Genomic DNA, 25,911 nt, shown 5'->3' with positions numbered 1-25,911 from the left:
CTCAATACAAGGGGGAGACGTGTTTTACCGCTCCCCCGCATCGATCAATGGAGGTCTCTATGAGTACCGCGCAACAGGCCTGCGAGCGAGAGCTTTCGTTAGCCAAGGCTCGACAACGCATCGACCTAGAGATAGCCGCTCTGAATTTAACCTGCCATTCGCACACGTACGGAACCAAGGTTATTAACCAACGCATTACGCTCACGATGCCAAATACCCGTTGCAGCGCCATTGGCTCAGGCAAGGGCTACACAGACACAGCGCAAGTCGGTGCACGCTTTGAAGCGCTGGAGCACTACCTCACGCAATACCACTCCCTTAAAAGTGACTTCGACTATCGGCATAGCAACAGCTTTGTACGCACCGGTTTTTTGAGTGATGACAGCGTGCTGGATTTTTTGACCCGCGCCCCCGCAGCAACCATCGCCTGCCGCCGTTACCACAGCCCTCTGGATCAAAACACCTTCAGCTATCCCGTTGCATTAAGCCTGCCTCATTACGCAAACGCACCACTACCTGACGACACCTTCAACTACGCCAGCCTGAGGCGCTATTGCAGCAACAGTGGCATCGCCATTGGCGCCACATACAACGAGGCCGTCCTGCATGCCAGCAACGAGTGCATCGAGCGCGATGCCTTGTCGTTGTTCTTGTTGAGCCATTTTTACTATCAAGACCGCGTGCCAATAAAAGTCCTGCAACGCCCTGACGATCTTCACCCCCTTGCTTGCTTATGGCGAGATGTCGAACAAGAACTGGCCAGCCAAGTGGTCGTGTTGGATATCAGCACTGAGTTTTGTTCAAGCACCTATCTGGCCTTTTGCAAGCCATCACGGGCAGGCGTCAACGTGTTCGGCACAGGCACATCATTAGATCCAGAACATGCCGCCAGCCGCGCGCTTACAGAACTTGCGCAGTTACAGTTAACTACTGATACGCCAGAAGTCGCCCAACACCTTTCGCTTCAGTCCCGCCATTTGGCAGCCTTCCCGCGGTTGCAGCGTTGCCTGCACATGAACATCCAAACGCTTATGCTCAATGCCACTGTCGTGACTGTAACGCTGTCACCTGCTCAACCAGGCCTAAGCGTGTCCGAGCAGGTGAATACCATCGCACAAAATGTCCGCATCCACGGCAGAGAATTGGGCGTCAACGTGATGCACCAAAGCCAACTGGGCACAACATTGGCTAATGTGGTTATTCCAGGGTTGGAGCGGTTTTATATTGTCGGCAGTGGCAATGTTGTAGCCCCTCTTGCTCGCGGACTTAATCATCACCGTTACTGTCGGAGCTTCTATGGCTGACACTCCACGTGCGGTATTACTGAGTCAAGAAATCAATGCAATCGGTCAGTTACGCGACGAGTTTAATATTCCAAAACAAACAGCCCACTTTACATTCCCTGTCGGGCCCACCTTAAACGCACTTTTTATACTCAGCGTAGATAACGTTAACTGGGCGGGGCGAAAACTGATGACCCACACCCCTGAAAGTGGGTGGCAATCATCAAGCTGTTTGACACCCGCGATGCTATTTGGGCAACTTGTCGCCCTGTTTTATACAGAGCAAGGTTTAACCCTGTCTTTTATAACGGCCTCTACCGACGAAAAGAACCACGCCTTTGATAAAGCACTGCTTGCCCCTGAGAGCGAACTTTACTTTCCCTATCCTTTACTCAATGAGCAAGGTCAAGAGTGGGTCGCACGGGAAGACCAGTGGTCATTCAATAAACAGTTGGTGGAACAACTCGACCGTGACGAACTGCATTTTCGCCACTATTGCGCTGCTTTTTTAAAGCCGTACATCAAGCCTGGCAGTGTGCTGTATGACCCCGCGTGCTCCACAGGAACGTTTATTGCCTCTTTAGCCACCGCCTTTCCCAATGCCCGCTGTATTGGCTCAGATCAATCTCAAAGCATGGTCGACTACGCCCGAACACAGCACATTTTGCCTTCCTTGAGGTTTGAACACGGCACGGCGGCCGCCATGAGCTGTTTTACACACACCTGCGATGTTTTATTTTTGCGCTTTCTGAATGCAGAAGTCGTCAGCCACGCAGACGCCCACGCACTATTGCGCTGCATGGTAAAACCTCTGAAGCCCGGCGCCACCCTTATTATCTTTGGCCACACCCCGGTGCTGATTAATGTCCGCTACTGGGCCAATGCGCTGGGCTTAACCCTTAAAACTTCTTTGGCCGCTCGCCCTGAGCATCGTGAGTTATTTGAATTTTATGTGCTGCAGGCCAATCCATGAATTTGCAAAGCCAACACGCGGGCTATTACTCAACGACGGATGGCCATCAACTTTATTGGCAACGTCACGGGCACCTTGGCGCTGAGCCGATATTTTTTCTGCATGGCGGCCCGGGCGGGTACTGCCAGGAGCAACATCTGGCTTTTTTTGATTTGGCCCGTTTCGATGTTGTGCTGTTCGACCAAAGAGGTTGTGGGCGCTCAAAACCCCAAGGGCTGCTTACCGACAACACTACCGATGCGCTCATTCAGGATATTGAGTCCCTGCGCCAGTTCTTCGGTTTCACTCAGATCAGTTTGCTGGGCATCTCCTGGGGCAGTTGGTTGGCGCTTAAATACCAGCACCATTTCCCACACCGCGTACGCACATGTGTGCTGGCGTCTGTGTTTGTCCCCGTTGCAGAGAACCTCGCCACCTACCACCAAACGCTCAGCCAGATATTCACACCGCTGAGCCTGGAACACGCCTATCAGGTGCTGTGTACTGGCTGTGCACAAGCGCAACGTGAAATGACACTGATCTGGTGCAAAGCCCATCTATCAACGTCAATGGAAGCCAATCAACTGGACGCCTTTGTCGATGAAGCGGCGATTGCTTCCATTCGCCTCGAACTGCATTACCACCTCAACCACTACTTCTTTAGCGCTGACGATCACACCCTGCGACTCGCACCATCAACCACATTGATTCAAGGCATCTTCGACCCTCACGGCATGCAAAGCCTGCGCTGGCTTAGACAGCGGGCCAACCTCCCGCGCAAACTGGTTCGCGCCGGGCACAATGCGCTTGAGCCCACCCTGCTCAAGACTATCCGCAACACGCTCAGCCCAATCTAGTTGTTGCGACTCATTCTTGGCTTGTATAGGCTTGCGCGCCGCCTGCCTATCGATCTGGAATCTACGTTAATGCGCCCTGCACGTTCTTCGCTGTTGCCCTTGGCGCTACTCTGGGCTGTGCCCACTTACGCCAATGCACTGGAACTGGATGAAGTTCAGGTGCGCGGCGAACAAAGCAGCGAGCTGGAAATGGCCCAAGCCGCACTCAAGCAAGTGCCCGGCGCCAGCAATCTGATTGATATGAGCCGGGTCGAAAATGGCCGCGCTGCCAGCAATAGCGATGTGCTGGCTTATCAGCCGGGCGTGTATGCGCAGTCTTCAGGCAACGATGGCACCAAGGTGTCCGTTCGGGGCTCGGGGATTAACCGCGCACCCGGTGCTCATGGTTCTGGGCTGTATGTGATGTTTGACGGCCTGCCATTGACCGGCCCCGGCGGTACGCCTTACGAATTGTTCGAGCCGCTGTGGCTGAACCGCGCCGAAGTACTGCGCGGGGCCAATGGTTTTGAAACGGGCGCACTGGCGCTGGGGGGCTCGATCAACTATGTCACCCATACCGGTTATGACGCGGCCCCCTTACAAGTGCGGTATGAAGCAGGCAGTTACGGCTATCAAAAACGCCAAATCAGCTCCGGACAGGTGTTAGGTGATCTCGATTATTACGTCGCCCTGACCGACTCTGAAACAGATGGCTATCAGGATCACACTCGCGGCAACAGCAAAGGCATCGCCGCCAACCTTGGCTATCGCTTCAGCCCACAGCTCGAAACCCGTTTTTACCTGCGCTATCGCGAAACAGATAACCAACTGGCCGGTCGAGTCACCAAAGACGCCATTAAACATCACCCGCGTGCAGCCAATCCGGCCTATGTGTCCGGAGATTACACCCGCCCGCAGCCGGGCAGCACGTGGCTAGGTAACAAGACCACGATGTATCTGGATGACGACTCGCAACTGGAAGTCGGGCTGGTCTACCACGACTTTCCGATGGATCTGCGCGAAGGCCCGAACCGCCTCAAGGTCGCATACACAGACGTCAGCGGCACGCTGAACTACAGGCGCCGTGACACGTTGTTTGGCCTTGAGAGCAACACCACAGTGGGTTTGCGCACCACCAAACACCTGCCCAACAGCGGCGCCTCAGAATATGTGCGCATTCCTAGAAACAACACCGCAGGCTATGCGCCTGGCACTAAAATCCGTGATTTCAGCTACCAGGGCTCAGACACCGTATTGCACGCCAGCAATGATCTGGAACTGATCCCTGACCTGTGGCTGACCACCGGTATGGCGCTGATCTATACCCGCCGCGAAAGCGATGTGAGCTACCCGGCCACGGGGGGCAAGGTCAGCCAACATGACTGGGACTACGCACCGCGAGTCGGCCTGCGTTATGAGTTCAACCCTCAGTTGCAGGTGTATGGCAACCTCAGTCGCTCTGTGGAGCCACCGCACCCGTGGTCGATGATCTGGAGTTCTGCGTTTCGCTTTCCAGCAGGTAGCGGCCCGGCAACTGGCCAGCAAAGCACACCCATTGCCCTGCAAAACCAAACAGCGACCACCCTTGAGTTAGGCACCCGCGGCGAGTCGTGGGTCGGACAGTGGGATTTGGCCTGGTACTACTCTGACGTCCGGCATGAGCTGCTGACCGTAGAGCTGCAATCGGCTAATGGCGGTTTACAACCCATTACGGGCGAGTCCAACGCCAGCCCAACCGTGCATCAAGGTGTCGAAGCCGGGCTCAATAGCCTGCTGTGGGAGCAAGACGCTGTAGGCAAAGTGTCGCTGCGTCAGGCATACACCTTCAGTGATTTCCATTACCGCAACGACCCGCGCTTTGGCAGCAACCGCCTGCCGGGCATCCCGCAGCATTACTACCAAGCTGAAGTGCGGTACGACCACCCGCAGGGGTTCTATGCAGGGGTGAACACCCAAGTCGCCTCACGCATCGCCGTGGATTACGCCAACTCGTATTACGCATCGTCCTACACGCTGTTTGGCGCAACCGTGGGCTACGCGTCGCCGAAACAGGACTGGCAAACCTGGCTCGACTTGCGCAACCTCACCAACCAACATTACGCCGCCACTGTCACCCCCGGTTATGACGACAACGGCAAAGACGTGGCCCGCTCAACGCCCGGCGAAGGCATAGGCGCGTACGTCGGGGTTGCCTATACGTTCAAGTAAGTCGGCTTAAGGTCTGTACGAAATGTTTTCAACGCCGTACTACCGAGCGCAGATACATTTCGTACAGTGCTTAGTTGATATCGTCGGGCAGTCGCACCTTACGTCGCGTGCCGCTGAACAAGCCCCAACTGGACAGAAACAAGGCAGCGACCAAAGGCCCAATCACAAAGCCGTTCAGGCCAAAGATCGCCATGCCGCCCAAGGTTGAAATCAAGATCAAAAAGTCCGGCATTTTGGTGTCTTTACCGACCATGATCGGACGCAGCACGTTGTCCACCATGCCGATTACAAACACCCCGTACAACGCCAAAATCACACCGTCCCACACCGCCCCTGTAGCAAGAAAGTACAGCGCCACCGGCGCCCAGACGATCCCGGCGCCCACTGCGGGGAGTAAGGATAAAAACATCATCAGGACCGCCCAGAACAAGGCGCTGTGAATCCCCAGAACCCAGAAGATCAGCCCGCCTAACGCCCCCTGCGTGACAGCAACGGCAACGTTACCTTTAACCGATGCCCGTACCACGCGACGAAATTTGAGTTGTAACAGACGTTTTTGTTGCTCCGCCAGCGGCACCGCGTTGCGGATCATGCGCACCATTTGCTGACCATCGCGAATAAAAAAATACAGCAGGTAGAGCATGATGAAAAAGCTCACCACCAACTCAAAGGTACTCTGGCCAAAACTGAATACTTGTGTGGCAAAGAACTGACTGCCTTCGAGTGCACCCTTGGAAATCTTCTCGCTCAAGCCTGCCATATTGCCCAGACCAAAGCGGTCGAGCCAGTTTTGAACCGTCTGAGGAAGAATGTCCTTGAACTGCATTACGTAGCTGGCAACGTTAATTTTGCCGCTTTCGACATCCTTGTAGAGCATGGCCACTTCTTGCACCAACAAGGCCGTGGTGATAATCACCGGCAAAATCGCAATTAACGTACACACACCCAAGGTGGCGAAGGTTGCCAGGTTACGGCGCCCTTTAAACTTGAGCAGCAGTTTGCGCTGCAAGGGCGCAAATAGAATCCCCAAGGTAACGGCCCAGAAAATCGCGCCATAAAACGGCAGCAAAATCCAGATAAAAGCAATTGTGACCAAGGCCAGCAGCAACAGGAGGGTTTTGCGTTGTAGGCTGGTTTCGTTCATATGCTGTCCATGTCAATTAGGGGCCGGGGCGCCAATATACAGCCGGGGGGCGTTTTTGCTGCATAAAGCATAGATCCAGATCAAGATTGCGACGTTGGAGCTGGACTACCATCGCGCCCTTTTGCGAATGGCTCGACTATGTCCCTTGCTCCGCCCGAACTCCTCGCCCCTGCCGGCACCCTGAAGAACATGCGTTACGCCTTCGCGTATGGTGCTGACGCCGTGTACGCAGGCCAACCGCGCTACAGCTTGCGGGTGCGCAATAACGAATTCGACCACGACAATCTAGCGATTGGCATCAAGGAAGCCCAAGCCCAGGGCAAGCGCTTTTATGTGGTGGTCAACATTGCCCCGCACAACGCCAAACTGCGCACCTTCCTCAAAGATCTGGAGCCTGTCATTGCGATGGCTCCAGATGCACTGATCATGTCTGACCCGGGCCTGATCATGCTGGTGCGCAAGCACTTCCCACAGATGCCGATTCATTTATCAGTACAAGCCAATACCGTGAACTGGGCCAGTGTCGAGTTTTGGTATCAGCAAGGCTTAAGCCGGATCATCTTGTCGCGTGAGCTGTCGCTGGAAGAAATCGAAGAAATTCGCCAGAAAGTCCCTGACATGGAACTGGAGATTTTCGTACACGGCGCGCTGTGCATGGCCTATTCGGGCCGCTGCCTCCTATCGGGCTACATGAACAAACGCGACGCCAATCAGGGCAGTTGCACCAATGCCTGCCGCTGGAAGTACGAAGCAGCACCGGCCACCGAAAATGAGCTCGGCAATATCGTCAATGTGGTGCAACCGCTGCCCGTGGAGCCCACGCTGGGCATCGGTCAGCCGACCGACGAGGTGTTCGTGTTGCACGAGGCAAATCGCCCGGAGGAACCGATGGCCGCGTTTGAAGACGAGCACGGCACCTACATCATGAACTCCAAAGACCTGCGTGCGGTGCAGCACGTAGCGCGCCTGACTGAAATGGGCGTGCACTCGCTGAAAATTGAAGGTCGAACCAAGTCGCACTTTTACTGCGCGCGGGCCACGCAGGTGTATCGCAAGGCGATTGATGACGCCGCGGCAGGCCGCGAATTTGATCGCAGCTTGATGACTGATCTCGAATCACTGGCTCAGCGTGGTTATACCGAGGGCTTTTTACGCCGCCACGTTCACGATGAATACCAGAACTACTTGCATGGCAGCTCGCTGTCCCAACGCCAACAGTTTGTGGGTGAATTGACCGGCGAGCGCCGTAACGGCCTGGCCGAGGTCAAGGTCAAAAACCGCTTTGCGCTGGGCGACCACCTGGAACTGATGACGCCGCATGGCAACTATCACTTTGACCTGGACCAACTGCACAACAGCGCAGGTTTGCCCACCCCAGTAGCACCGGGCGACGGGCATACCGTGTACTTGCCTATCCCCGACCAAGTGGACTTGAGCTACGCCCTGCTGATGCGGGATTTAACCGTGAGCGAAACCCTGGAACGATAGGTCTGCCCCCCGTTGGGGCTGGCGCAGCCTGCGGTCTTTTAATCTTGATGGGCGAAGAATCAAAAGATCGCAGGCTGCGCCAGCTCCAACGAAAGCATGCCGTGTGTAGCAGTGCGCAATGCGCAGGTTTGGACGTTAACTGCAGACACTCCCGCTTGTGGCCTCGGGGCAAGGCGCGTTCTGTCGAGCACCGCAGTCAATCGCGAAACACTTCATCCAGCAGGTTGTGCATGGCGGTGAAGGCTCGTTTGGCTATTTTGGCGTCGTACATCATCTTGCCCGGCACATCGGCGTGAAGGTCAGTGAACGAATGCACTGCGCCGCCGTAGCTGATCAACTGCCAATCAACTTCCGCTCCATTCATCTCAGCTTCAAATACGGGTAACTGCTCATTCGGCACCAACGGGTCAGACGCGCCGTGCAGCACCAGCACAGCCCCCTTGATGCTGTTGGCGTCAATCGGATTGGGCGTATCGAGTGTGCCGTGGAAGGAGATGGCCGCTTTTAACGGTGCACCGCCGCGCGCCAGCTCCAGTGAGCAACACCCGCCAAAGCAGAACCCAAAGGTCGCCAGTTTGCTGGTTTCGAGCTTGGCAAACGACGTATTGCGCAACGTGTCATAAGCCGCCCACATACGCTTGCGCAACAAGGCGCGGTCGTTTTTCAGCGGCATCATTGCAGCCCCTGCCTCGTCCCCGTTGGCGGGGCGAATGCCTTGGCCATACAAATCCGCAATCAGTACAACATAACCCTTCTCGGCCACGGACTTGGCAATCTCTTCGGCATCAACGCTGATCCCCATCCAGTTGGGCGCCATCAGCAACCCCGGCAGCAGATCTACTCGGCTGGAGTCATAAGCAAGACGGCCTTCATAGGGTTGGCCATCAATTTGATAAACCACCGATTGGAGCGTGATTGATTCCATTAAAAACTCCTGAACTCAAAACAAAAAAAACCCGCCGAAGCGGGTTTTTTATAGCGGTGTTACACAGACAACTCAACGAGCAACTTGTTGAGACGACGAACATAAGCCGCCGGGTCTTTCAAGCTGTCGCCGGCCGCCAGCGCCGCCTGGTCGAAGAGGATGTGCGACAAGTCGCCAAAACGCTCTTCACTCTGCTCAGCATCGAGTTTTTCGATCAGCGGGTGAGCCGGGTTGAACTCGAAGATTGGCTTGGAGTCCGGCACTTTCTGGCCGCTGGCTTCAAGAATCTGGCGCATTTGCAGACCAAGGTCTTGCTCGCCAATGGCCAAAATCGCAGGAGAGTCAGTCAGGCGATGGGACACACGCACCTCACTGACGCTTTCACCCAATGCAGCCTTAATGCGCTCAACCAGCCCTTCTTTGGCTTTGGCGACTTCTTCAGCGGCTTTCTTGTCCTCTTCGGAGTCCAAGTTGCCCAAGTCCAGATCGCCACGTGCCACATCAACAAAGGTCTTACCGTCGAATTCGCTCAGGTAGCTCATCAGCCACTCGTCGATACGGTCGGTCAGCAGCAGCACTTCGATGCCTTTCTTGCGGAAGACTTCCAAATGCGGGCTGTTTTTAACCTGAGCGTAAGTTTCGCCTGTCAGGTAGTAGATCTTGTCCTGACCTTCTTTGGCGCGCTCAAGGTACTGAGCCAGCGACACAGTTTGCTCGCCGCCTTCTTCATGGGTCGAAGCAAAACGCAGCAGACCGGCGATTTTTTCTTTGTTGGCGAAATCTTCAGCCGGGCCTTCTTTCATGACCTGACCGAAGTTTTTCCAGAAGCCCTGATATTTCTCAGGCTCGTTCTTCGCCAGTTTTTCGAGCATGTCGAGTACGCGCTTGGTCAGCGCCGACTTCATGGAGTCGATGATCGGGTCTTTTTGCAGAATTTCACGCGAAACGTTCAACGACAAATCGTTGGAATCGACTACACCTTTGATAAAGCGCAGGTACAGCGGCAGGAACGACTCAGCCTGGTCCATGACAAACACGCGCTGCACATACAGCTTCAGGCCTTTAGGCGCTTCACGCTGATACAGATCGAACGGTGCACGCGCTGGCACGTACAACAACGAGCTGTATTCCAGCTTGCCTTCAACCTTGTTGTGGCTCCAAGCCAGCGGGTTCTCAAAATCGTGAGCAATGTGCTTGTAAAACTCTTGGTATTCCTCATCTTTGACTTCAGTACGAGGGCGAGTCCACAGAGCACTGGCGCGGTTAACGGTTTCCCATTCCAGCACTGGCGCCTCTTCGCCTTCAGCCGCGGCCTGCTCTTTAGGCAGCTCGATTGGCAAGGCGATGTGGTCGGAATACTTTTTGATGATGTTGCGCAGGCGCCAGCCGTCAGCGAACTCTTCTTCGCCAGACTTCAGGTGCAGAACAATTTTGGTACCGCGCTCAGGCTTGTCGACGTTGGCAACTTCAAACTCACCCTCGCCTTTGGAGGACCAGTGCACGCCTTCGCTTGCAGGCGTACCGGCCCGGCGGCTGAACACGTCTACTTTGTCAGCGACGATAAAGGCTGAGTAGAAACCCACGCCGAATTGACCGATCAGGTGCGAGTCTTTCTTTTGGTCGCCCGAGAGGTTTTTCATAAAGTCGGCAGTGCCGGATTTAGCGATCGTACCCAAGTGGGTGATCACGTCGTCACGGTTCATACCGATACCGTTGTCTTCGAGGGTGACGGTTTTAGCGTCCTTGTCGAAGCTCACACGGATTTTGAGTTCGTCGCCACCTTCCAGCAGTTCTGGCTTGGACAGCGCTTCAAAACGTAATTTGTCGACAGCGTCAGAGGCGTTCGAGATCAATTCGCGAAGGAAGATTTCCTTGTTGGAATACAGCGAATGGATCATGAGGTGCAGCAGTTGCTTGACCTCGGTCTGGAAGCCCAGGGTTTCCTTTTGAGTTTCCACGCTCATTGTTATCAAACTCCAATTAGATGGCATGAGCCACGCCCTTCAGGGTTGGCGGCGGGATGTCATGAAAGTTGGGGCTTGTGTTCAAATTTCAAGGCCGCGCGTTAAAACAACACAACCAGGCCGATTTCAAACGTTTTAAACAACCTCTAAACACGCTCTAAATAAGGCCTTTGAGGTATTGCTTTGGCCTTTGACTAATCTGCTTGGCTTGTCGCTGGGTGACTGCGTAGAATCCGCGCGCGGCCAGCAGTTATATATCTGCTCGCCCAAGGAACTTAAGCTATCGGCCTGTGCTCAAACGGCCGGTAGATCTACTCAATAAGGAGAAACACCCCATGCGTAAGACTTTTGCTGTTGCCTTGATGTTGGCTGCCTCCCTCGGTCTCGCTGCTTGCGATAAAAAATCCGAAGAAAAAGCACAAGACGCTGCTCAACACACTGAGCAAGCTCAAGAAAAAATGAATGAAGCACAAGACAAAGTAAACGAAGCTGCAAAAGAAAACGCTGAAGCTGCTAAAGACCAGGCTGAGTCGAACAAAGCCGCTGCTGAAGAAGCAGCACCTGCTGCTCCAGTTGCTCCGGTCGCTCCAGAAGCAGCGCCTGCTACCAAGTAATTCAATTACTCGGCTGCAAAAGAAAGCCCGCCAAGTGCGGGCTTTACTTTGTCTGGCGCTTAACACTCAGACTAAAAACGTCCTGAATGTAGGGCTAAGCATCAATAACAGCGTGCATATCAGCCCCACCACCCACGCTAACGTGCGCTGCCAGGCCCTGTCAGCCCAGTAACACAGCAAGAACACAATGCGAGCACATACAAACACAATCGCCAGCGTGTCGATCACAAAGCCTTGTGTCTGCGTGGTATGCGCCATGAGCACGCCAGCAGCGAAAAGCATGAAGGCCTCGAAGCTATTTTGATGCCCCGCCAAAGCCCTTGCCCCCAAGCCGGTCAACCGAGCTTGTTGTTCTCGCGGCGAGTTATTGTCATAGCCCCCCTGCTCTTTCATCGCCTTGGCCACAGGCATTCGCGCTATAAAAATGAGCAATGCGCTAATAAATACACACCAAAAAGGAATACTCATGGGGCTGCGTCCTTGGTTAGCTCGGGCATGATTGCCTCTGTCGGGGTGTAGACCATGACACTCAACACGTCTGAATGAAACTCACGGCGGTATAAAACCACTACAACGCCGGCACTCATCAACATGAATAGCCACGGGCTGACAAACCACGCCAGCATGCTCATGCCAAAGTAATACGAGCGCAGCCCAAAGTTGAACTGGTTGGCTGCCATTGAAATAACTTTGGCGGCGCGCAATGCAAAGGCCTTGCGCTCTTGTTCGTTCACATCACGCTCGCCAATCATGGGCGCAGAGCCAATCAAAATTGCAGCAAAGTTGTACTGGCGCATACACCAGCTGAACGTGAAGAAGGCGTAAACAAACACCAGTGCCAAGCACAGTAACTTGATCTCTGACATCCCTTGTGACGCCTGCTGCACCATTGGAATGTCCGCCAGCAATGACACCGCGCGATCGGAGGCACCCAAGACGGTCAAAATGCCGGCAAGAATGATCAGCGTACTAGAGGCAAAGAACGAGGCATTGCGCTCTAAATTGCCGATCACACTGGCGTCGGCAATCCGGTTGTCACGCAGCAACATGCGGCGCATCCAGTCTTTGCGATACAGGTGCAGCACACTGGCCAGACAGGCCGTGTCGCGCGCCTTCCACATGGCGTAGCGGGTGTAACCGCCCCAGCACACGACAAACCATAACGCTGCCAGCAGATGGATCAGATTGGATTGAATAAACAACATGGGGGAGTTCTCGAAGCGCGCCTGATAATTTGGGGCAATACGTTGTTTCGACGCTTTGTCGAGTAAAAAGGCACGCCCATAAAAAATGCCCTGTATCTAATTGATACAGGGCATTTTTAGTTATTCATTGCCAGTTTTTGGCTGGCCGAACACTTACGCCAATGCTTGCTGGCGCTTACCGACCAAACGATCGTAAATCACAGCGGCTAACAAGATAACCACTGACGGCACGAGCCACGCCAGACCTTGTTCACTGAAGGGCATATTGGACAGACGCGCAGGAATCCAGCTCGCCATGCCAGCCCCTTTGAGGGCATCAACAGCACCAAAGATGAACGACACCAGCATCACCGGGCCTACAATCCGCGCCTGGTTATTCCACAAGTTTTTGCAGAAACTCAACGCTACCAGCACGATGCACGGCGGATAAATAGCTGTCAGCAGCGGAATGGAGAATGCAATCAGCTTGGTTAAACCAAGGTTCGACACCACCAGCGAGAACACAGCAAGGATAACCACCAGCGTCTTGTAAGACAGCGGCAGTACTGTGCTGAAGTATTCAGCGCAAGCACACGTCAGACCAACAGCTGTGACCAAGCAAGCCAAGGCAATCAAGACTGCAAGGAAACCGCTGCCCAGCGAACCAAAGGTGTGTTGAACATAGGCGTGCAAGACCGCTGCGCCGTTAGTTGCACCCGCCGCAACTTCATGGCTGCCAGCACCAAGGCGGAACAGACTGATGTAAACCAATGCCAAACCAACGCCGGCAATCAGGCCCGCGATGATGGCATAACGGGTAATCAGTTTTGGCGATTCCACGCCACGGGAGCGAATCGCGTTAACGATGACAATGCCGAACACCAACGCACCCAAGGTGTCCATGGTCAGGTAACCGTTGATAAACCCTTGTGAGAACGGTGCAGCAACGTATTCAGGCGTCGCTACGCCAATATCACCGGCAGGCAAGACGCACGCAGCGATACCAAGAATCGCCAGAGCAATGATTTTCAACGGTGCCAGGAAACGCCCAACTGTATCGAGCAAACGACCAGGGTAAAGCGAAACGAAGAACACGATCAGGAAGTACACCGAGCTGTACAAAAACAGCGCCAGTGGACTTTCACCTGTGAGCGGCGCCAGACCTACTTCAAACGAAACGGTTGCGGTACGTGGGGTTGCGAACAGCGGGCCAACGGCCAAATACGCGATAGCGGCCAGCAAACCGCCTGCTACTTTACCAATCGGGCTGCTAAGTGCATCCATGCCGCCGCCCACTTTGGCCAGCGCAACAACGGTGATAACCGGTAGGCCTACAGCAGTAACCAAGAAACCCAATGCGGCCATCCAGACGTTCGGTCCAGCCTGCAAGCCAACGATTGGCGGGAAAATGATGTTGCCAGCCCCAACAAACAGGGCAAAGGTCATAAACCCAAGTGCCAGGATGTCCTGGCCTTTCAATACTTTCATTACGGAAATACCACACTACTGAATCGGAATTTAGAGGGGAATTTCCCGTGCGGATGTGGGAAATGCTGCCGGACTGTATAAGTCCAACCCGTCTAGCGCGCGGCTTCCTTGTGGGATGCGAACGCAGAATTGGCCGCCAGATTACCGAGTTTTTTCCTGTAACGCACTGTTGCGGGGCGTTCTGTCCGATGAACGCACGCAGTTGTCGCTTTGTTGACATCGAAAATCAGTCTGGTGTGGTTTTCCTACAGTTAAATTCTCAAACCCTTACATCAATTTCCCGTAGGAGCTGCCGCAGCTGCGATCTGAGCAAAAGATCGCAGCCTGCGGATTTTGGATAACGCCAAACGCACAAAGGCCACCCGAAGGTGGCCTTTGTCTGGTGTAGCAGTCAGCTAAGCGCGTGGCTTATTTGATTGCCCAGCCAGTCAGCTCGGACAGAGCCTTGCCGATATCTGCCAGCGAACGCACGGTTTTAACGCCTGCGTCTTCCAGAGCAGCAAACTTCTCGTCTGCAGTGCCCTTGCCGCCAGAGATGATTGCGCCAGCATGGCCCATGCGCTTGCCAGCAGGGGCAGTCACACCAGCGATGTAGGAAACAACCGGCTTGGTCACGTGTGCCTTGATGTAGGCAGCCGCTTCTTCTTCAGCCGAACCGCCGATCTCACCGATCATAACGATCGCTTCGGTCTTCGGGTCTTCCTGGAACAACTTCAGGATGTCGATGAAGTTGGAGCCCGGAATCGGGTCACCACCGATACCAACACAAGTCGACTGGCCGAAACCGGCGTCAGTCGTTTGCTTAACAGCTTCGTAAGTCAGGGTGCCGGAACGCGACACGATGCCTACTTTGCCTGGCAAGTGAATGTGACCTGGCATGATGCCGATCTTGCATTCGCCTGGAGTGATAACGCCTGGGCAGTTAGGGCCGATCAGGGTAACACCCAGTTCGTCGCACTTAACTTTAGCGTCCAGCATGTCCAGGGTAGGAATGCCTTCAGTGATGCAAACGATCAGCTTGATGCCGCCGAACGCTGCTTCAAGGATGGAGTCCTTGCAGAAAGGAGCCGGTACGTAGATAACGCTGGCGGTTGCGCCAGTGGCTGCTACGGCTTCTTTCACAGTGTTGAAAACAGGCAGGTCCAGGTGAGTGGTGCCGCCTTTACCCGGCGTTACGCCACCGACCATCTTGGTGCCGTATTCGATGGCTTGCTGGGTGTGGAAGCTACCCTGCGAACCGGTAATACCTTGGCAGATAACTTTGGTGTCTTTATTGATCAGGACGCTCATTACTTGCCCTCCGCAGCTTTAACAACTTGTTGAGCAGCGTCGGTCAAGCTGGTAGCAGCGATGATGTTCAAGCCGCTTTCTGCCAGTACTTTAGCGCCCAGTTCAGCGTTGTTGCCTTCAAGGCGCACAACCACCGGGATTTTCACGCCGACTTCTTTCACTGCACCGATGATGCCTTCGGCAATCATGTCGCAACGAACGATGCCGCCGAAGATGTTGACCAGCACTGCTGCGACATTGCTGTCGGACAGGATGATCTTGAACGCTTCAGTCACGCGTTCTTTGGTTGCGCCGCCACCAACGTCAAGGAAGTTGGCTGGCTTGCCGCCATGCAGGTTAACGATGTCCATTGTGCCCATCGCCAGACCAGCGCCGTTAACCATGCAGCCGATGTTGCCTTCCAGTGCTACGTAGTTCAGTTCGAACTTGGCAGCGTGCGCTTCGCGCGGATCGTCTTGCGACGGATCGTGGAAAGTTTTCAGCTTAGGCTGACGGTACATAGCGTTTGCGTCGATGTTGATTTTTGCATCGAGGCAGTGCAGATCGCCGTCAGTCTTGATAACCAGCGGGTTAACTTCCAGCAGGGCCAGATCGTGGTCCTGGAACAGTTTGGCCAGACCTACGAAGATCTTGGCGAACTGGGAAACCTGCTTGCCTTCCAGACCCAGCTGGAAAGCCAACTCGCGACCCTGGAATGGCTGAGCGCCAACCAGTGGATCGATCGTTGCTTTCAGAATTTTTTCTGGAGTGTCGTGTGCGATCTTCTCGATGTCCACGCCACCTTCGGTGGAAGCCATGAACACGATACGACGGCTCGAACGGTCAACGACAGCGCCCAGGTACAGCTCTTTAGCGATATCAGTGCACGATTCAACCAGGATCTTGGTGACCGGCTGACCATTGGCATCAGTCTGGTAAGTCACCAGACGCTTGCCCAACCATTGTTGTGCGAATGCTTTAGCGTCTTCTTTGCTACGAACCAGCTTTACGCCGCCCGCTTTACCGCGACCACCTGCGTGAACCTGGGCTTTTACAACCCATTCGGTCCCGCCGATTTTGTCGCAAGCTTCTGCGGCCGCTTCCGGGGTATCGACTGCATAACCCTTGGATACTGGCAGGCCGTATTCAGCGAACAGCTGCTTACCCTGATACTCGTGAAGATTCATGCTTTTTACCGTCTTCGTTAGGTACTGCGCATTCGGCGCTGCACTTTTATTAGTGCCGCACCACCTGTGACTGCTGCATGTATTGCCTCAACAAACCCGACACCCGCGTGAGCGGAGCCGGGCCCGGTTGAAACAAGACAAGACTGCGTCCGGCGGAAGTTCCGCGGTGAGGCTTGCTAGCAAGGCTCACGACGGGCAAACCGCCGTGGTTTCTTATTGTCTGGTCTTAACGTTTTTTGCGGTTGGCAATGTGGATGGCGCCGCCATTCACTGCCAGCGCTGCTTCATGCAACGCTTCGGACAGGGTTGGATGGGAGAAAACCATCATGCCCAGATCCTCGGCACTGGTGCCGAATTCCATACCAATAGCGCCCTGCTGTACCAGCTCTGCTGCGCTCGGGCCAATCACGTGGACGCCCAGTACGCGGTCAGTTTTGGCATCAGCAATGACTTTTACAAAGCCACCGGTGTCGTTTGCTGCCATGGCACGGCCACTGGCTGCGAACGGGAAGGTGCCGACGTTAACTTCAACGCCTTCAGCTTTCAAGGTCTGTTCGGTTTTACCGACCCACGCGATCTCCGGGTGAGTGTAAATAACCGATGGGATCAGGTCGTAGTTCATCTCGGTCTTGTGACCTTTGATGCGTTCAACAACCATGATGCCTTCTTCGGATGCCTTGTGAGCCAGCATCATGCCGCGCACCACGTCACCAATGGCGAATACGCCCGGTACGCTGGTGGCGCAATGATCGTCAACAAACACGAAACCGCGCTCGTCGATGGTCACGCCGCTGTCAGCTGCCAGCAGTTCGGTGGTCACCGGACGGCGACCCACGGCTACGATCAGCTTGTCGAAAGTGATGGTTTGTTCGCCGTTGGCGTCGGTGTAGGTCACAACGACTTCTTCGCCGTTAACCTTGGAACCGGTTACGCGAGCGCCCAGCTTGATGTCCAGACCTTGTTTGGTCAGGGTTTTGTAGGCTTCTTTGGACACAGCAGCGTCAGCTGCCATCAGGAACGTGTCCAGAGCTTCCAGAACAGTTACCTGAGCGCCCAGACGCGACCACACCGAACCCAGCTCCAGACCGATAACGCCAGCGCCGATAACGCCCAGACGCTTAGGTACAGTTTGGAATTCCAGAGCGCCAGTGGAGTCAACAATCACGTTGTTGTCTACAGGTGCAGGCGGGATGTCAATCGGACGCGAGCCCGAAGCCAGAATCACGTTCTCGGCTTCGATGATTTCAACGCTGCCGTCTGGCTTGGTCAGTTCTACACGCTTGCCGGCCAGCAGTTTGCCGTGGCCTTGCAGGGAAGTAACGCCGTTAGCCTTGAACAAGGTCGCAACGCCGGAAGTCAGACCTTTAACGATATTGGCTTTACGGCCAACCATCGCAGCAACGTCCATCTTCACTTCACCGGTGGTGATGCCGTGGATAGCAAACGCATCCTTGGCTTCGTGATACTTCCAGGAGCTGTCCAGCAACGCCTTGGATGGAATGCAACCAACGTTCAGGCAAGTACCGCCCAGTGCCAGTTTGCCTTCCTTGTCGGTGTATTTTTCGATGCAAGCAGTCGAAAGGCCCAGTTGCGCGGCCTTGATGGCTGCAACGTAGCCGCCAGGGCCCGCACCAATCACTACAACGTCAAATTTCTGAGACATGTAAAAGAATCCTCTTTAGCGACAAGCTTCAAGCTGAGTGCTGCAAGCCACAGCTACGCCATAAACGACGTGAAGCATGTGGCTTGCAACTGACAGCTGCTTCTATCAGATATCCAGCAGCAGACGCGCTGGATCTTCCAGCAGGTTTTTGATTGCTACCAGGAAACTTACAGCTTCTTTGCCGTCGATCAAGCGGTGATCGTAAGACAGAGCCAAATACATCATCGGACGGATTACGACTTGACCGTTGACTGCCATTGGACGCTGAAGGATGTTGTGCATGCCCAGGATCGCGGCTTGCGGCGGGTTAACGATCGGGGTCGACATCATCGAACCGAAAGTACCACCGTTGGTGATGGTGAAAGTACCACCGGTCATTTCGTCGATGGACAGTTTGCCGTCACGGGCTTTTTTGCCGTAAGCAGCGATACCGCCTTCGATTTCAGCCAGGCTCATCAGCTCTGCGTTACGCAGAACAGGAACAACCAGACCGCGGTCGCTGGACACGGCAACACCGATGTCTGCATAGCCGTGGTAAACGATGTCCGAACCGTCGATCGAAGCGTTAACAGCCGGGAAGCGCTTCAGCGCTTCAGTGGCTGCTTTAACGAAGAACGACATGAAGCCCAGACGTACGCCGTTGTGGGACTTCTCGAACAGGTCTTTGTACTTGGAACGCAGTGCCATGATTTCAGACATGTCCACTTCGTTGAAAGTGGTCAGCATCGCCATGTTCGACTGAGCTTCAACCAGACGTTTGGCCACAGTGGCGCGAACGCGGGTCATCGGAACGCGCTTCTCAACGCGGTCGCCAGCAGCGAATACCGGGGCAGCGGCAGCAGGTGCAGCGGCTTTGGCCGGAGCAGCAGCTGGAGCAGCTTTTTTGGCAGCAACAGCAGCTACCACGTCTTCTTTGGTCACACGACCGCCTTTGCCAGTACCGGCAACGGAAGCGATGTTGATGCCGTTTTCTTCAGCGATCTTGCGTGCAGCAGGTGCTGCAACAGGATCGTCTTCGCCATCAGCAGCGGCCGGAGCAGCTCCTTGTGCCGCAGGTGCGGCAGCGGCTGGAGCGGCTGCAGCGCCGCCTTCAACGATGGAGCCCAGGACTTCGTCGGACAGAACGGTGTCGCCTTCGTTCTTGACGATTGCACCCAGCACGCCGTCAGCGGTAGCCAGTACTTCCAGCACAACCTTGTCGGTTTCGATATCAACGATCAGGTCGTCACGCTTTACAGCGTCGCCTGGTTGCTTGTGCCAAGTGGCAACGGTGCCATCGGCAACCGATTCCGGAAAAGTAGGGGCTTTAATCTCGATAGCCATGTTCGTGGTTCCTTTAATTCGGTTCAGTGCGCGAAGGCGTTAAACAGTAAACGCGTCTTGCAACAGTTTTGCCTGTTGCTCAGCGTGCATCGATGCATAACCACAAGCAGGTGCAGCAGAAGCGTCACGGCCCGCGTACTCAAGTACGAGAGATTTATCGTGACCACCAATGATGCGGCGCATGTGATGTTGGCTGCAGTACCAAGCACCCTGGTTCATCGGCTCTTCCTGACACCAAACAATGTGTTTGAGGTTTTTGTACGGAGCCAGGACGTCAATCAAGTCGTCCTCAGGGAACGGGTACAGCTGCTCAAGACGCACGATGGCGATGTCATCACGACCTTCGGCACGGCGTTTTTCCAGCAGGTCGTAGTAGACCTTGCCGCTTGCCAGCACGATGCGATCGACTTTCGCCGGATCTTGCGCATCGATTTCTGGAATAACGGTTTGGAACGAACCTTCGGCCAGATCTTCCAGGGTCGAGATTGCCAATTTGTGACGCAGCAACGACTTGGGTGTCAGGACGATCAGCGGCTTACGCAGCGGACGGATAACCTGACGGCGCAGCAGATGGTAGATCTGTGCAGGGGTCGTCGGTACGCACACCTGAATGTTGTGCTCTGCACACAATTGCAGGTAACGCTCAAGACGTGCCGAGGAGTGCTCTGGGCCCTGACCTTCGTAACCGTGTGGCAGCAACATGGTCAGACCGCACAGACGGCCCCACTTGTGCTCGCCGCTGGTGATGAACTGGTCAATGACAACCTGAGCACCGTTGGCGAAGTCGCCAAACTGGGCTTCCCAGATCACCAACGCATTTGGCGTGGTGGTCGAGTAACCGTATTCAAACGCCAATACCGCTTCTTCCGACAACAGCGAGTCGTACAGGTCAAAACGTGGCTGACCCTCGTACAGGTGCTTGAGCGGAATGTAGGTGCTGGCGTCTTTCTGGTTGTGCAACACAGCGTGACGGTGCGAGAACGTACCGCGGCCGATGTCTTGACCTGTCATGCGGATCGGGTGACCTTCGAACGCCAGGGTCGCGTAGGCCATTGTTTCGGCATAACCCCAGTTGATCGGCAGGCCGCCGGCTTGCATTTTCTGACGGTCTTCGTAGATCTTGGACACCTGACGCTGAACCACGAAGCCTTCTGGAATTTCCAGCAGTTTAGCCGACAGCTCTTGCAGGGTTTTTAGATCGAAGCGCGTGTCATGACGTGCAGTCCAGGCGTGGCCCAGGTATGGACGCCAGTCTACGAACAGTTCTTTGTTTGGCTCTTTGACCAGACTTTTCACAACATGCAGACCGTTGTCCAGCGCGTTGCGGTATTCGTCGATCTTGGCCTGAACGCGTTCAGCGTCAACAACCTGCTCTTGTGTCAGACGCTCGGCATACAGCTCACGGGTGGTGCGCTGTTTGGCGATTTGCTGATACATCAGCGGCTGAGTACCGTTTGGCTCGTCGGCCTCGTTGTGACCGCGACGGCGGTAGCAGAACAAGTCGATCACGACGTCACGCTTGAACTGCATGCGGTAGTCGATGGCCAGCTGGGTCACGAACAATACGGCTTCCGGATCATCACCATTTACATGGAGGATCGGCGCCTGAATCATTTTCGCAACGTCAGTGCAGTACTCGGTGGAGCGCGAGTCTTCAGGGTTGCTGATGGTGAAGCCAACCTGGTTGTTGATGACCAGATGAACTGTACCGCCCGTCTTGAAGCCGCGAGTTTGCGACATCTGGAAGGTTTCCATGACCACGCCCTGACCTGCAAAAGCAGCGTCACCGTGGATGGAAATTGGCAGTACCTTTTCGCCAGTTGTGTCGTTACGACGGTCCTGACGGGCACGCACCGAGCCCTCAACCACTGGAGAAACGATTTCCAGGTGAGAAGGGTTAAACGCCATTGCCAGGTGAACTTCACCACCTGAGGTCATGACGTTGGAGGAGAAGCCCTGGTGGTATTTAACGTCACCGGAACCCAACTCGATTTTTTTCTTGCCTTCGAACTCGTCGAACAATTCGCGCGGGTTTTTACCGAAGGTGTTCACCAATACGTTCAGACGACCACGGTGGGCCATGCCGATGACGATTTCTTTGGTGCCGTAGTTGCCCGAACGCTGGATCAACTCGTCCAGCAAAGGAATCAGGCTCTCGCCGCCTTCCAGACCGAAACGTTTGGTCCCCGGGTATTTGGTGCCCAGGTATTTTTCCAGACCTTCAGCTGCTGTGACGCGCTCAAGCAGATGGCCTTTGACTTCGGCCGAATACGTTGGGCGACCACGTACGCTTTCGAGGCGCTGTTCAAACCAGTGGCGCTGCTCGGAATCGACGATGTGCGTAAACTCTGCGCCGATGGTGCGGCAATATGTCTGCTGCAACGCTTCGAGAATTTCGCGTAGGCTCGCTTCCTCTTTGCCGATGTACAGGTCGCCGGCACGGAAGGTCGTATCAAGATCGGCATTGGTCAAGCCGTAATGATTGATCGACAGGTCTGCAGGTGCAGGACGCTGCCACAGCCCCAGCGGATCAAGCTGGGCTGCCTGGTGGCCGCGCATCCGATAGGCCTGGATCAATCGCAGCACTTCAACCTGCTTCTTCTCGTGCTCACTGCTCACGCTCCCGGCGGAAACCGGTTGGGCGCGGCGCTGGTTCTTTGCCAGCAGCACGAAATGGTCGCGGATTGTGGAGTGCGAAACATCGTTGGCAGAGTTGCCGTCAGTAGGCAACGTCTGAAATTTGGTGCGCCATTCTTCTGGCACAGCGTTAGGGTCGTGCAGGTAGAGCTCGTAGAGCTCTTCCACATAGGCAGCGTTACCACCTGAAAGATAGCCGCTGTTCCACATGCGCTGCATCACGCTTTCTTGCATGCTTGGTCACCCTCGGTTAGGGGACACCATCGACGAGAACACCAGAGCATGCTTGAGAAAGTCCGAATACAGCGACTAAAACAAGCCACTTAGGATCACGCTGATAGTCCGGGTACCAGCCCGGATGCCCCTGCTGGTCTCATTTCTTCAAAATAAGAGCCGCAGCTTTGTGAGCTGTTGCTCAGGTTAAAACTACGGCGCCGGTTGAAGCCTGCGCCGTAGCATCTACGGTTACAGCGATCGTGCGGTAAAGCTTTGTATCAAATGCCGCTTTGCAGCAGCATGCTACGCACGTGACCAATGGCCTTAGTCGGGTTCAGGCCCTTTGGACACACGTTGACGCAGTTCATGATCCCGCGGCAGCGGAATACGCTGAACGGGTCATCCAGTGAAGCCAGACGCTCGCTGGTCTTGGTGTCACGGCTGTCAGCCAGGAAACGATAGGCTTGCAGCAGTGCAGCAGGGCCCAGGAACTTGTCCGGGTTCCACCAGAAGGACGGGCACGAAGTCGAGCAGCAGGCGCACAGAATGCACTCGTACAGACCGTCGAGCTTTTCACGCTCTTCTGGGGTTTGCAGACGCTCAATGGCCGGAGCCGGAGTGTCGTTCTGCAGGAACGGCTTAACCTTCTCGTATTGCTTGTAGAAGATGCTCATATCGACCACCAGGTCACGGATAACCGGCAAACCTGGCAGTGGACGAACAATCAGCTTGTTACCTTTTACGACAGCAGACAGCGGCGTTACACACGCCAGGCCGTTTTTGCCGTTGATGTTCATGCCGTCGGAGCCACAAACGCCCTCACGGCAAGAGCGACGATAGGAGAAACCTTCGTCCTGCTCTTTGATCAGGGCCAGTACGTCCAGCACCATCAAGTCTTTACCGTGGGTATTGACTTGAAACTCCTGCATGAACGGAGCGGCGTCCTGATCAGGGTTGTAACGATAAACACTGACTTTCAACATATCGGCCACCCTTAGTAAGTACGAACCATTGGCTGGAAGGTCGGAACGGTTTTCGGCGAGAAGTTCACCGCACGCTTGGCTACGCGTTTTTCACCCGGGAAGTAAAGGGTGTGGCACAGCCAGTTCACGTCGTCACGATCTTCGAAGTCTTCACGGGCGTGAGCACCGCGCGATTCCTTACGGGTTTCAGCAGCGATAGCAGTGGCTTCAGCCACTTCGAGCAAGTTTTGCAGCTCAAGAGCTTCGATACGGGCCGTGTTGAACGCTTGGCTCTTATCGTTGATTTTCACGTTGGCGATGCGCTTGCGCAGATCAGCCAGCTGAGCAATACCCTTCTGCATGTATTCGCCAGTACGGAATACACCGAAGTAGTTCTGCATGCAGCTTTGCAGCTCTTTACGCAGAGTAGCCACGTCTTCGCCATCAGTGCGCGAGTTCAGGCCATCCAGACGTGCCAGAGCAGCGTCGATGTCAGACTGACGTGGACGGGCGTAATCAACGCCTTCCTTGAGGGTTTGCTCCAGGAACAGGCCCGCCGCACGACCAAATACCACCAGGTCGAGCAACGAGTTACCGCCCAGACGGTTTGCACCGTGAACCGATACGCACGCCACTTCACCTACTGCGAACAGGCCAGGAATGACCTGATCAACGCCATCAGCGTCTTGCGTGATCGCTTGGCCATGAATGTTGGTGGCAACGCCGCCCATCATGTAGTGGCAAGTCGGAACCACTGGCACCGGAGCAACAACCGGGTCTACGTGAGCGAACGTTTTGGACAGTTCGCAGATACCTGGCAGACGGCTGTGCAGAACTTCTTCACCCAGGTGATCGAGCTTGAGCATTACGTGGTCGCCATCTGGACCGCAACCGTTGCCCGCGATGATTTCTTTAACCATCGAGCGAGCTACAACGTCACGACCTGCAAGGTCTTTGGCGTTCGGAGCATAACGCTCCATGAAACGCTCACCGTGCTTGTTGATCAGGTATCCACCTTCACCACGGCAACCTTCGGTAACCAGTACACCCGCGCCAGCAATACCGGTTGGGTGGAACTGCCACATTTCGATGTCTTGAACCGGAACGCCTGCACGCAGCGCCATGCCAATACCGTCGCCGGTGTTGATCAGAGCGTTGGTAGTCGAGGAGTAGATACGGCCTGCACCGCCAGTCGCCAATACAGTGGCATTGGCACGAACATAGGACGTTTCGCCAGTTTCGATGCAGATAACGATCATGCCGACAAAATCGCCAGCTTCGTTTTTCACCAAATCAACACCGTAGTATTCGTTCAGGAATACAGTGCCGGCCTTCAGGTTGGCCTGATACAAGGTGTGCAGCAGCGCGTGACCGGTACGGTCAGCTGCAGCGCAGGTACGGGCAGCTTGGCCACCTTTACCGAAGTCCTTGGACTGACCACCGAACGGACGCTGATAAATACGACCCTGTTCGGTACGGGAGAACGGCAGACCCATGTGCTCAAGCTCGAACACGGCCTCAGGGCCTACGGAACACATGTATTCGATAGCGTCTTGGTCACCGATGTAGTCGGAACCTTTGACGGTATCGTACATGTGCCAGCGCCAGTCATCGTTCGGGTCTGCAGAAGCGATAGCGCAGGTGATGCCACCCTGTGCCGACACTGTGTGCGAACGCGTCGGGAAAACCTTGGTGATTACAGCAGTCTTGTGACCGCCTTGCGCCAGCTGCAATGCAGCGCGCATGCCAGCACCGCCGCCGCCAATGATGATGGCGTCGAACGAAAGTGTATTAACTGTGTTAGTAGCCATGAATCAGATACCCCAAAGAATCTGCACACCCCAGACAAAGTAAGCGAACATCGCAACGCCGCAGACTGCCTGGAAGAGGAAACGTACTGCTGTCGCACTTTTGCCCAGCGCCATTGGCGTCAGGTAGTCGGTCGCGATGGTCCACATGCCGACCCAGGCGTGAGCGCCCAGAGCAACGAGGGCCAGCAGGCTGAAGATACGCATCCAGTTGCTTGCGAACAGTTCATGCCATTGGGCGTAGCCAATGCCAGGGTTCGCAACGAGGTATCCGATCAGGAAGATGAAATAAGCCGCTAGAACGACCGCAGACACACGTTGTGCCATCCAGTCATAGAGGCCCGAACGCGACAGGTTCGTAACGCTGGTTACCATATCCAAACTCCCGCCAGAACGATCATCACCACGGAAATGACGATTACGATTTTCGAGCCCAGTTTGCCGCCTTCTAGCGTCTCACCGATGCCCATGTCCATGATCAAGTGGCGAATACCTGCCACAAGGTGGTACAGCAAGGCAGATAGCAGGCCCCATGCAACGAATTTGGCCAGCGGACTGGTCAAGCATGCCTTCACCTCGGCAAAACCTTCTTCCGAACCCAGGGATTTGCTCAATGCATAAAGCATGATGCCCAGGCCGAGAAAGAGAATGATGCCCGATACACGGTGCAGAAATGACGTAACGCCGGTGATGGGGAGTTTGATGGTCCTTAGGTCTAGGTTTACAGGTCGTTGGCTATTCACGGCTTTTTCACACTGAA

Annotated in this window: 21 protein-coding genes; 6 read left to right on the top strand and 15 right to left on the bottom strand. The window is 54.9% G+C overall.

The window, feature by feature from the left end; genetic code table 11:
• The first annotated feature begins 59 nt into the window (after positions 1–59).
• From ACZRJQ_RS08305 to ACZRJQ_RS08290, 4 genes are all read left to right on the top strand, one after another.
• Positions 60–1,304, top strand: a complete 1,245-nt coding sequence (locus tag ACZRJQ_RS08305; RefSeq protein ID WP_463977886.1) for a YcaO-like family protein — start codon at positions 60–62, stop codon at positions 1,302–1,304.
• On the top strand, positions 1,297–2,256 hold the full coding sequence (locus ACZRJQ_RS08300; protein WP_463977885.1) for a class I SAM-dependent methyltransferase: 960 nt from the start codon (positions 1,297–1,299) through the stop codon (positions 2,254–2,256). Before ACZRJQ_RS08305 ends, ACZRJQ_RS08300 begins: the two co-directional genes overlap by 8 nt.
• The gene (locus ACZRJQ_RS08295; protein ID WP_463977884.1) at positions 2,253–3,092 is read left to right on the top strand and encodes an alpha/beta fold hydrolase; all 840 of its coding nucleotides are present in this window, start codon (positions 2,253–2,255) and stop codon (positions 3,090–3,092) included. Before ACZRJQ_RS08300 ends, ACZRJQ_RS08295 begins: the two co-directional genes overlap by 4 nt.
• Positions 3,093–3,161: 69 nt before the next feature.
• Positions 3,162–5,279: a TonB-dependent receptor family protein gene (locus ACZRJQ_RS08290; RefSeq protein WP_463977883.1), complete on the top strand. Its 2,118-nt coding sequence runs from the start codon at positions 3,162–3,164 to the stop codon at positions 5,277–5,279.
• A gap of 70 nt (positions 5,280–5,349) precedes the next feature.
• Here ACZRJQ_RS08290 and ACZRJQ_RS08285 read toward each other — a convergent pair whose 3' ends face one another.
• Positions 5,350–6,423, bottom strand: a complete 1,074-nt coding sequence (locus ACZRJQ_RS08285; RefSeq protein ID WP_463977882.1) for an AI-2E family transporter — start codon at positions 6,421–6,423, stop codon at positions 5,350–5,352.
• Between the two features lie 138 nt (positions 6,424–6,561).
• Here ACZRJQ_RS08285 and trhP point away from each other — a divergent pair, with 138 nt between their 5' ends.
• Complete coding sequence (gene trhP, locus ACZRJQ_RS08280) at positions 6,562–7,911, top strand: prephenate-dependent tRNA uridine(34) hydroxylase TrhP (protein WP_463977881.1); 1,350 nt, start codon at positions 6,562–6,564, stop codon at positions 7,909–7,911.
• A gap of 196 nt (positions 7,912–8,107) precedes the next feature.
• Here trhP and ACZRJQ_RS08275 read toward each other — a convergent pair whose 3' ends face one another.
• Both ACZRJQ_RS08275 and htpG read right to left on the bottom strand, forming a co-directional pair.
• Positions 8,108–8,836 (bottom strand): dienelactone hydrolase family protein, encoded by a 729-nt coding sequence (locus ACZRJQ_RS08275; RefSeq protein WP_463977880.1) that lies wholly within the window; start codon positions 8,834–8,836, stop codon positions 8,108–8,110.
• Positions 8,837–8,895: 59 nt separating this feature from the next.
• The gene (gene htpG / locus ACZRJQ_RS08270) at positions 8,896–10,800 is read right to left on the bottom strand and encodes a molecular chaperone HtpG (RefSeq protein ID WP_463977879.1); all 1,905 of its coding nucleotides are present in this window, start codon (positions 10,798–10,800) and stop codon (positions 8,896–8,898) included.
• Between the two features lie 335 nt (positions 10,801–11,135).
• Between htpG and ACZRJQ_RS08265 the strand changes: the two genes are divergently transcribed.
• Positions 11,136–11,414 (top strand): hypothetical protein, encoded by a 279-nt coding sequence (locus ACZRJQ_RS08265; protein ID WP_463977878.1) that lies wholly within the window; start codon positions 11,136–11,138, stop codon positions 11,412–11,414.
• Between the two features lie 66 nt (positions 11,415–11,480).
• Here the strand turns inward: ACZRJQ_RS08265 and ACZRJQ_RS08260 are convergent, their stop codons facing one another.
• The 12 genes from ACZRJQ_RS08260 to sdhC form a co-directional block, all read right to left on the bottom strand.
• Positions 11,481–11,882, bottom strand: coding sequence for an MAPEG family protein (locus ACZRJQ_RS08260; RefSeq protein ID WP_463977877.1), 402 nt, complete (start codon positions 11,880–11,882; stop codon positions 11,481–11,483).
• Positions 11,879–12,619 (bottom strand): DUF599 domain-containing protein, encoded by a 741-nt coding sequence (locus tag ACZRJQ_RS08255; RefSeq protein ID WP_463977876.1) that lies wholly within the window; start codon positions 12,617–12,619, stop codon positions 11,879–11,881. The genes ACZRJQ_RS08260 and ACZRJQ_RS08255 overlap by 4 nt, the downstream gene beginning before the upstream one ends.
• Positions 12,620–12,772: 153 nt before the next feature.
• Positions 12,773–14,086 (bottom strand): branched-chain amino acid transport system II carrier protein, encoded by a 1,314-nt coding sequence (brnQ, locus tag ACZRJQ_RS08250; RefSeq protein ID WP_463977875.1) that lies wholly within the window; start codon positions 14,084–14,086, stop codon positions 12,773–12,775.
• 408 nt (positions 14,087–14,494) lie between these two features.
• Complete coding sequence (sucD, locus tag ACZRJQ_RS08245; protein ID WP_019408932.1) at positions 14,495–15,376, bottom strand: succinate--CoA ligase subunit alpha; 882 nt, start codon at positions 15,374–15,376, stop codon at positions 14,495–14,497.
• Complete coding sequence (sucC, locus tag ACZRJQ_RS08240) at positions 15,376–16,542, bottom strand: ADP-forming succinate--CoA ligase subunit beta (protein WP_131653169.1); 1,167 nt, start codon at positions 16,540–16,542, stop codon at positions 15,376–15,378. The genes sucD and sucC overlap by 1 nt, the downstream gene beginning before the upstream one ends.
• A gap of 226 nt (positions 16,543–16,768) precedes the next feature.
• A complete protein-coding gene (lpdA, locus tag ACZRJQ_RS08235) occupies positions 16,769–18,205 on the bottom strand; it encodes a dihydrolipoyl dehydrogenase (RefSeq protein WP_463977874.1) in 1,437 nt (478 codons plus the stop codon).
• Between the two features lie 105 nt (positions 18,206–18,310).
• Positions 18,311–19,528, bottom strand: a complete 1,218-nt coding sequence (odhB, locus tag ACZRJQ_RS08230) for a 2-oxoglutarate dehydrogenase complex dihydrolipoyllysine-residue succinyltransferase (protein ID WP_463977873.1) — start codon at positions 19,526–19,528, stop codon at positions 18,311–18,313.
• 39 nt (positions 19,529–19,567) lie between these two features.
• The gene (locus ACZRJQ_RS08225) at positions 19,568–22,399 is read right to left on the bottom strand and encodes a 2-oxoglutarate dehydrogenase E1 component (protein ID WP_463977872.1); all 2,832 of its coding nucleotides are present in this window, start codon (positions 22,397–22,399) and stop codon (positions 19,568–19,570) included.
• Positions 22,400–22,659: 260 nt separating this feature from the next.
• Positions 22,660–23,364 carry a succinate dehydrogenase iron-sulfur subunit gene (locus ACZRJQ_RS08220; protein ID WP_463977871.1) on the bottom strand — a complete coding sequence of 235 codons (705 nt, stop codon included), beginning with the start codon at positions 23,362–23,364 and terminating at the stop codon, positions 22,660–22,662.
• Between the two features lie 11 nt (positions 23,365–23,375).
• The gene (gene sdhA, locus ACZRJQ_RS08215) at positions 23,376–25,154 is read right to left on the bottom strand and encodes a succinate dehydrogenase flavoprotein subunit (protein ID WP_463977870.1); all 1,779 of its coding nucleotides are present in this window, start codon (positions 25,152–25,154) and stop codon (positions 23,376–23,378) included.
• A 3-nt stretch (positions 25,155–25,157) separates the two neighbouring features.
• On the bottom strand, positions 25,158–25,526 hold the full coding sequence (gene sdhD / locus ACZRJQ_RS08210; protein WP_003446906.1) for a succinate dehydrogenase, hydrophobic membrane anchor protein: 369 nt from the start codon (positions 25,524–25,526) through the stop codon (positions 25,158–25,160).
• Positions 25,520–25,894, bottom strand: coding sequence for a succinate dehydrogenase, cytochrome b556 subunit (sdhC, locus tag ACZRJQ_RS08205; protein WP_048365344.1), 375 nt, complete (start codon positions 25,892–25,894; stop codon positions 25,520–25,522). The genes sdhD and sdhC overlap by 7 nt, the downstream gene beginning before the upstream one ends.
• Positions 25,895–25,911: the final 17 nt, after the last annotated feature.

It is taken from the genome of Pseudomonas sp. E315 (genome assembly GCF_055406205.1).
Note: the sequence above shows the minus strand (reverse complement) of the source record. Positions and strands in the feature narration are given on the sequence as shown.

What these genes read in the sequence shown, in the direction of transcription:
- ACZRJQ_RS08305 (WP_463977886.1), top strand. Translation starts at nt 60, where the DNA reads ATGAGTACCGCGCAACAGGCCTGCGAGCGAGAGCTTTCGTTAGCCAAG.
- ACZRJQ_RS08300 (WP_463977885.1), top strand. Translation starts at nt 1,297, where the DNA reads ATGGCTGACACTCCACGTGCGGTATTACTGAGTCAAGAAATCAATGCA.
- ACZRJQ_RS08295 (WP_463977884.1), top strand. Translation starts at nt 2,253, where the DNA reads ATGAATTTGCAAAGCCAACACGCGGGCTATTACTCAACGACGGATGGC.
- ACZRJQ_RS08290 (WP_463977883.1), top strand. Translation starts at nt 3,162, where the DNA reads ATGCGCCCTGCACGTTCTTCGCTGTTGCCCTTGGCGCTACTCTGGGCT.
- ACZRJQ_RS08285 (WP_463977882.1), bottom strand. Translation starts at nt 6,423, where the DNA reads ATGAACGAAACCAGCCTACAACGCAAAACCCTCCTGTTGCTGCTGGCC.
- trhP (WP_463977881.1), top strand. Translation starts at nt 6,562, where the DNA reads ATGTCCCTTGCTCCGCCCGAACTCCTCGCCCCTGCCGGCACCCTGAAG.
- ACZRJQ_RS08275 (WP_463977880.1), bottom strand. Translation starts at nt 8,836, where the DNA reads ATGGAATCAATCACGCTCCAATCGGTGGTTTATCAAATTGATGGCCAA.
- htpG (WP_463977879.1), bottom strand. Translation starts at nt 10,800, where the DNA reads ATGAGCGTGGAAACTCAAAAGGAAACCCTGGGCTTCCAGACCGAGGTC.
- ACZRJQ_RS08265 (WP_463977878.1), top strand. Translation starts at nt 11,136, where the DNA reads ATGCGTAAGACTTTTGCTGTTGCCTTGATGTTGGCTGCCTCCCTCGGT.
- ACZRJQ_RS08260 (WP_463977877.1), bottom strand. Translation starts at nt 11,882, where the DNA reads ATGAGTATTCCTTTTTGGTGTGTATTTATTAGCGCATTGCTCATTTTT.
- ACZRJQ_RS08255 (WP_463977876.1), bottom strand. Translation starts at nt 12,619, where the DNA reads ATGTTGTTTATTCAATCCAATCTGATCCATCTGCTGGCAGCGTTATGG.
- brnQ (WP_463977875.1), bottom strand. Translation starts at nt 14,086, where the DNA reads ATGAAAGTATTGAAAGGCCAGGACATCCTGGCACTTGGGTTTATGACC.
- sucD (WP_019408932.1), bottom strand. Translation starts at nt 15,376, where the DNA reads ATGAGCGTCCTGATCAATAAAGACACCAAAGTTATCTGCCAAGGTATT.
- sucC (WP_131653169.1), bottom strand. Translation starts at nt 16,542, where the DNA reads ATGAATCTTCACGAGTATCAGGGTAAGCAGCTGTTCGCTGAATACGGC.
- lpdA (WP_463977874.1), bottom strand. Translation starts at nt 18,205, where the DNA reads ATGTCTCAGAAATTTGACGTTGTAGTGATTGGTGCGGGCCCTGGCGGC.
- odhB (WP_463977873.1), bottom strand. Translation starts at nt 19,528, where the DNA reads ATGGCTATCGAGATTAAAGCCCCTACTTTTCCGGAATCGGTTGCCGAT.
- ACZRJQ_RS08225 (WP_463977872.1), bottom strand. Translation starts at nt 22,399, where the DNA reads ATGCAAGAAAGCGTGATGCAGCGCATGTGGAACAGCGGCTATCTTTCA.
- ACZRJQ_RS08220 (WP_463977871.1), bottom strand. Translation starts at nt 23,364, where the DNA reads ATGTTGAAAGTCAGTGTTTATCGTTACAACCCTGATCAGGACGCCGCT.
- sdhA (WP_463977870.1), bottom strand. Translation starts at nt 25,154, where the DNA reads ATGGCTACTAACACAGTTAATACACTTTCGTTCGACGCCATCATCATT.
- sdhD (WP_003446906.1), bottom strand. Translation starts at nt 25,526, where the DNA reads ATGGTAACCAGCGTTACGAACCTGTCGCGTTCGGGCCTCTATGACTGG.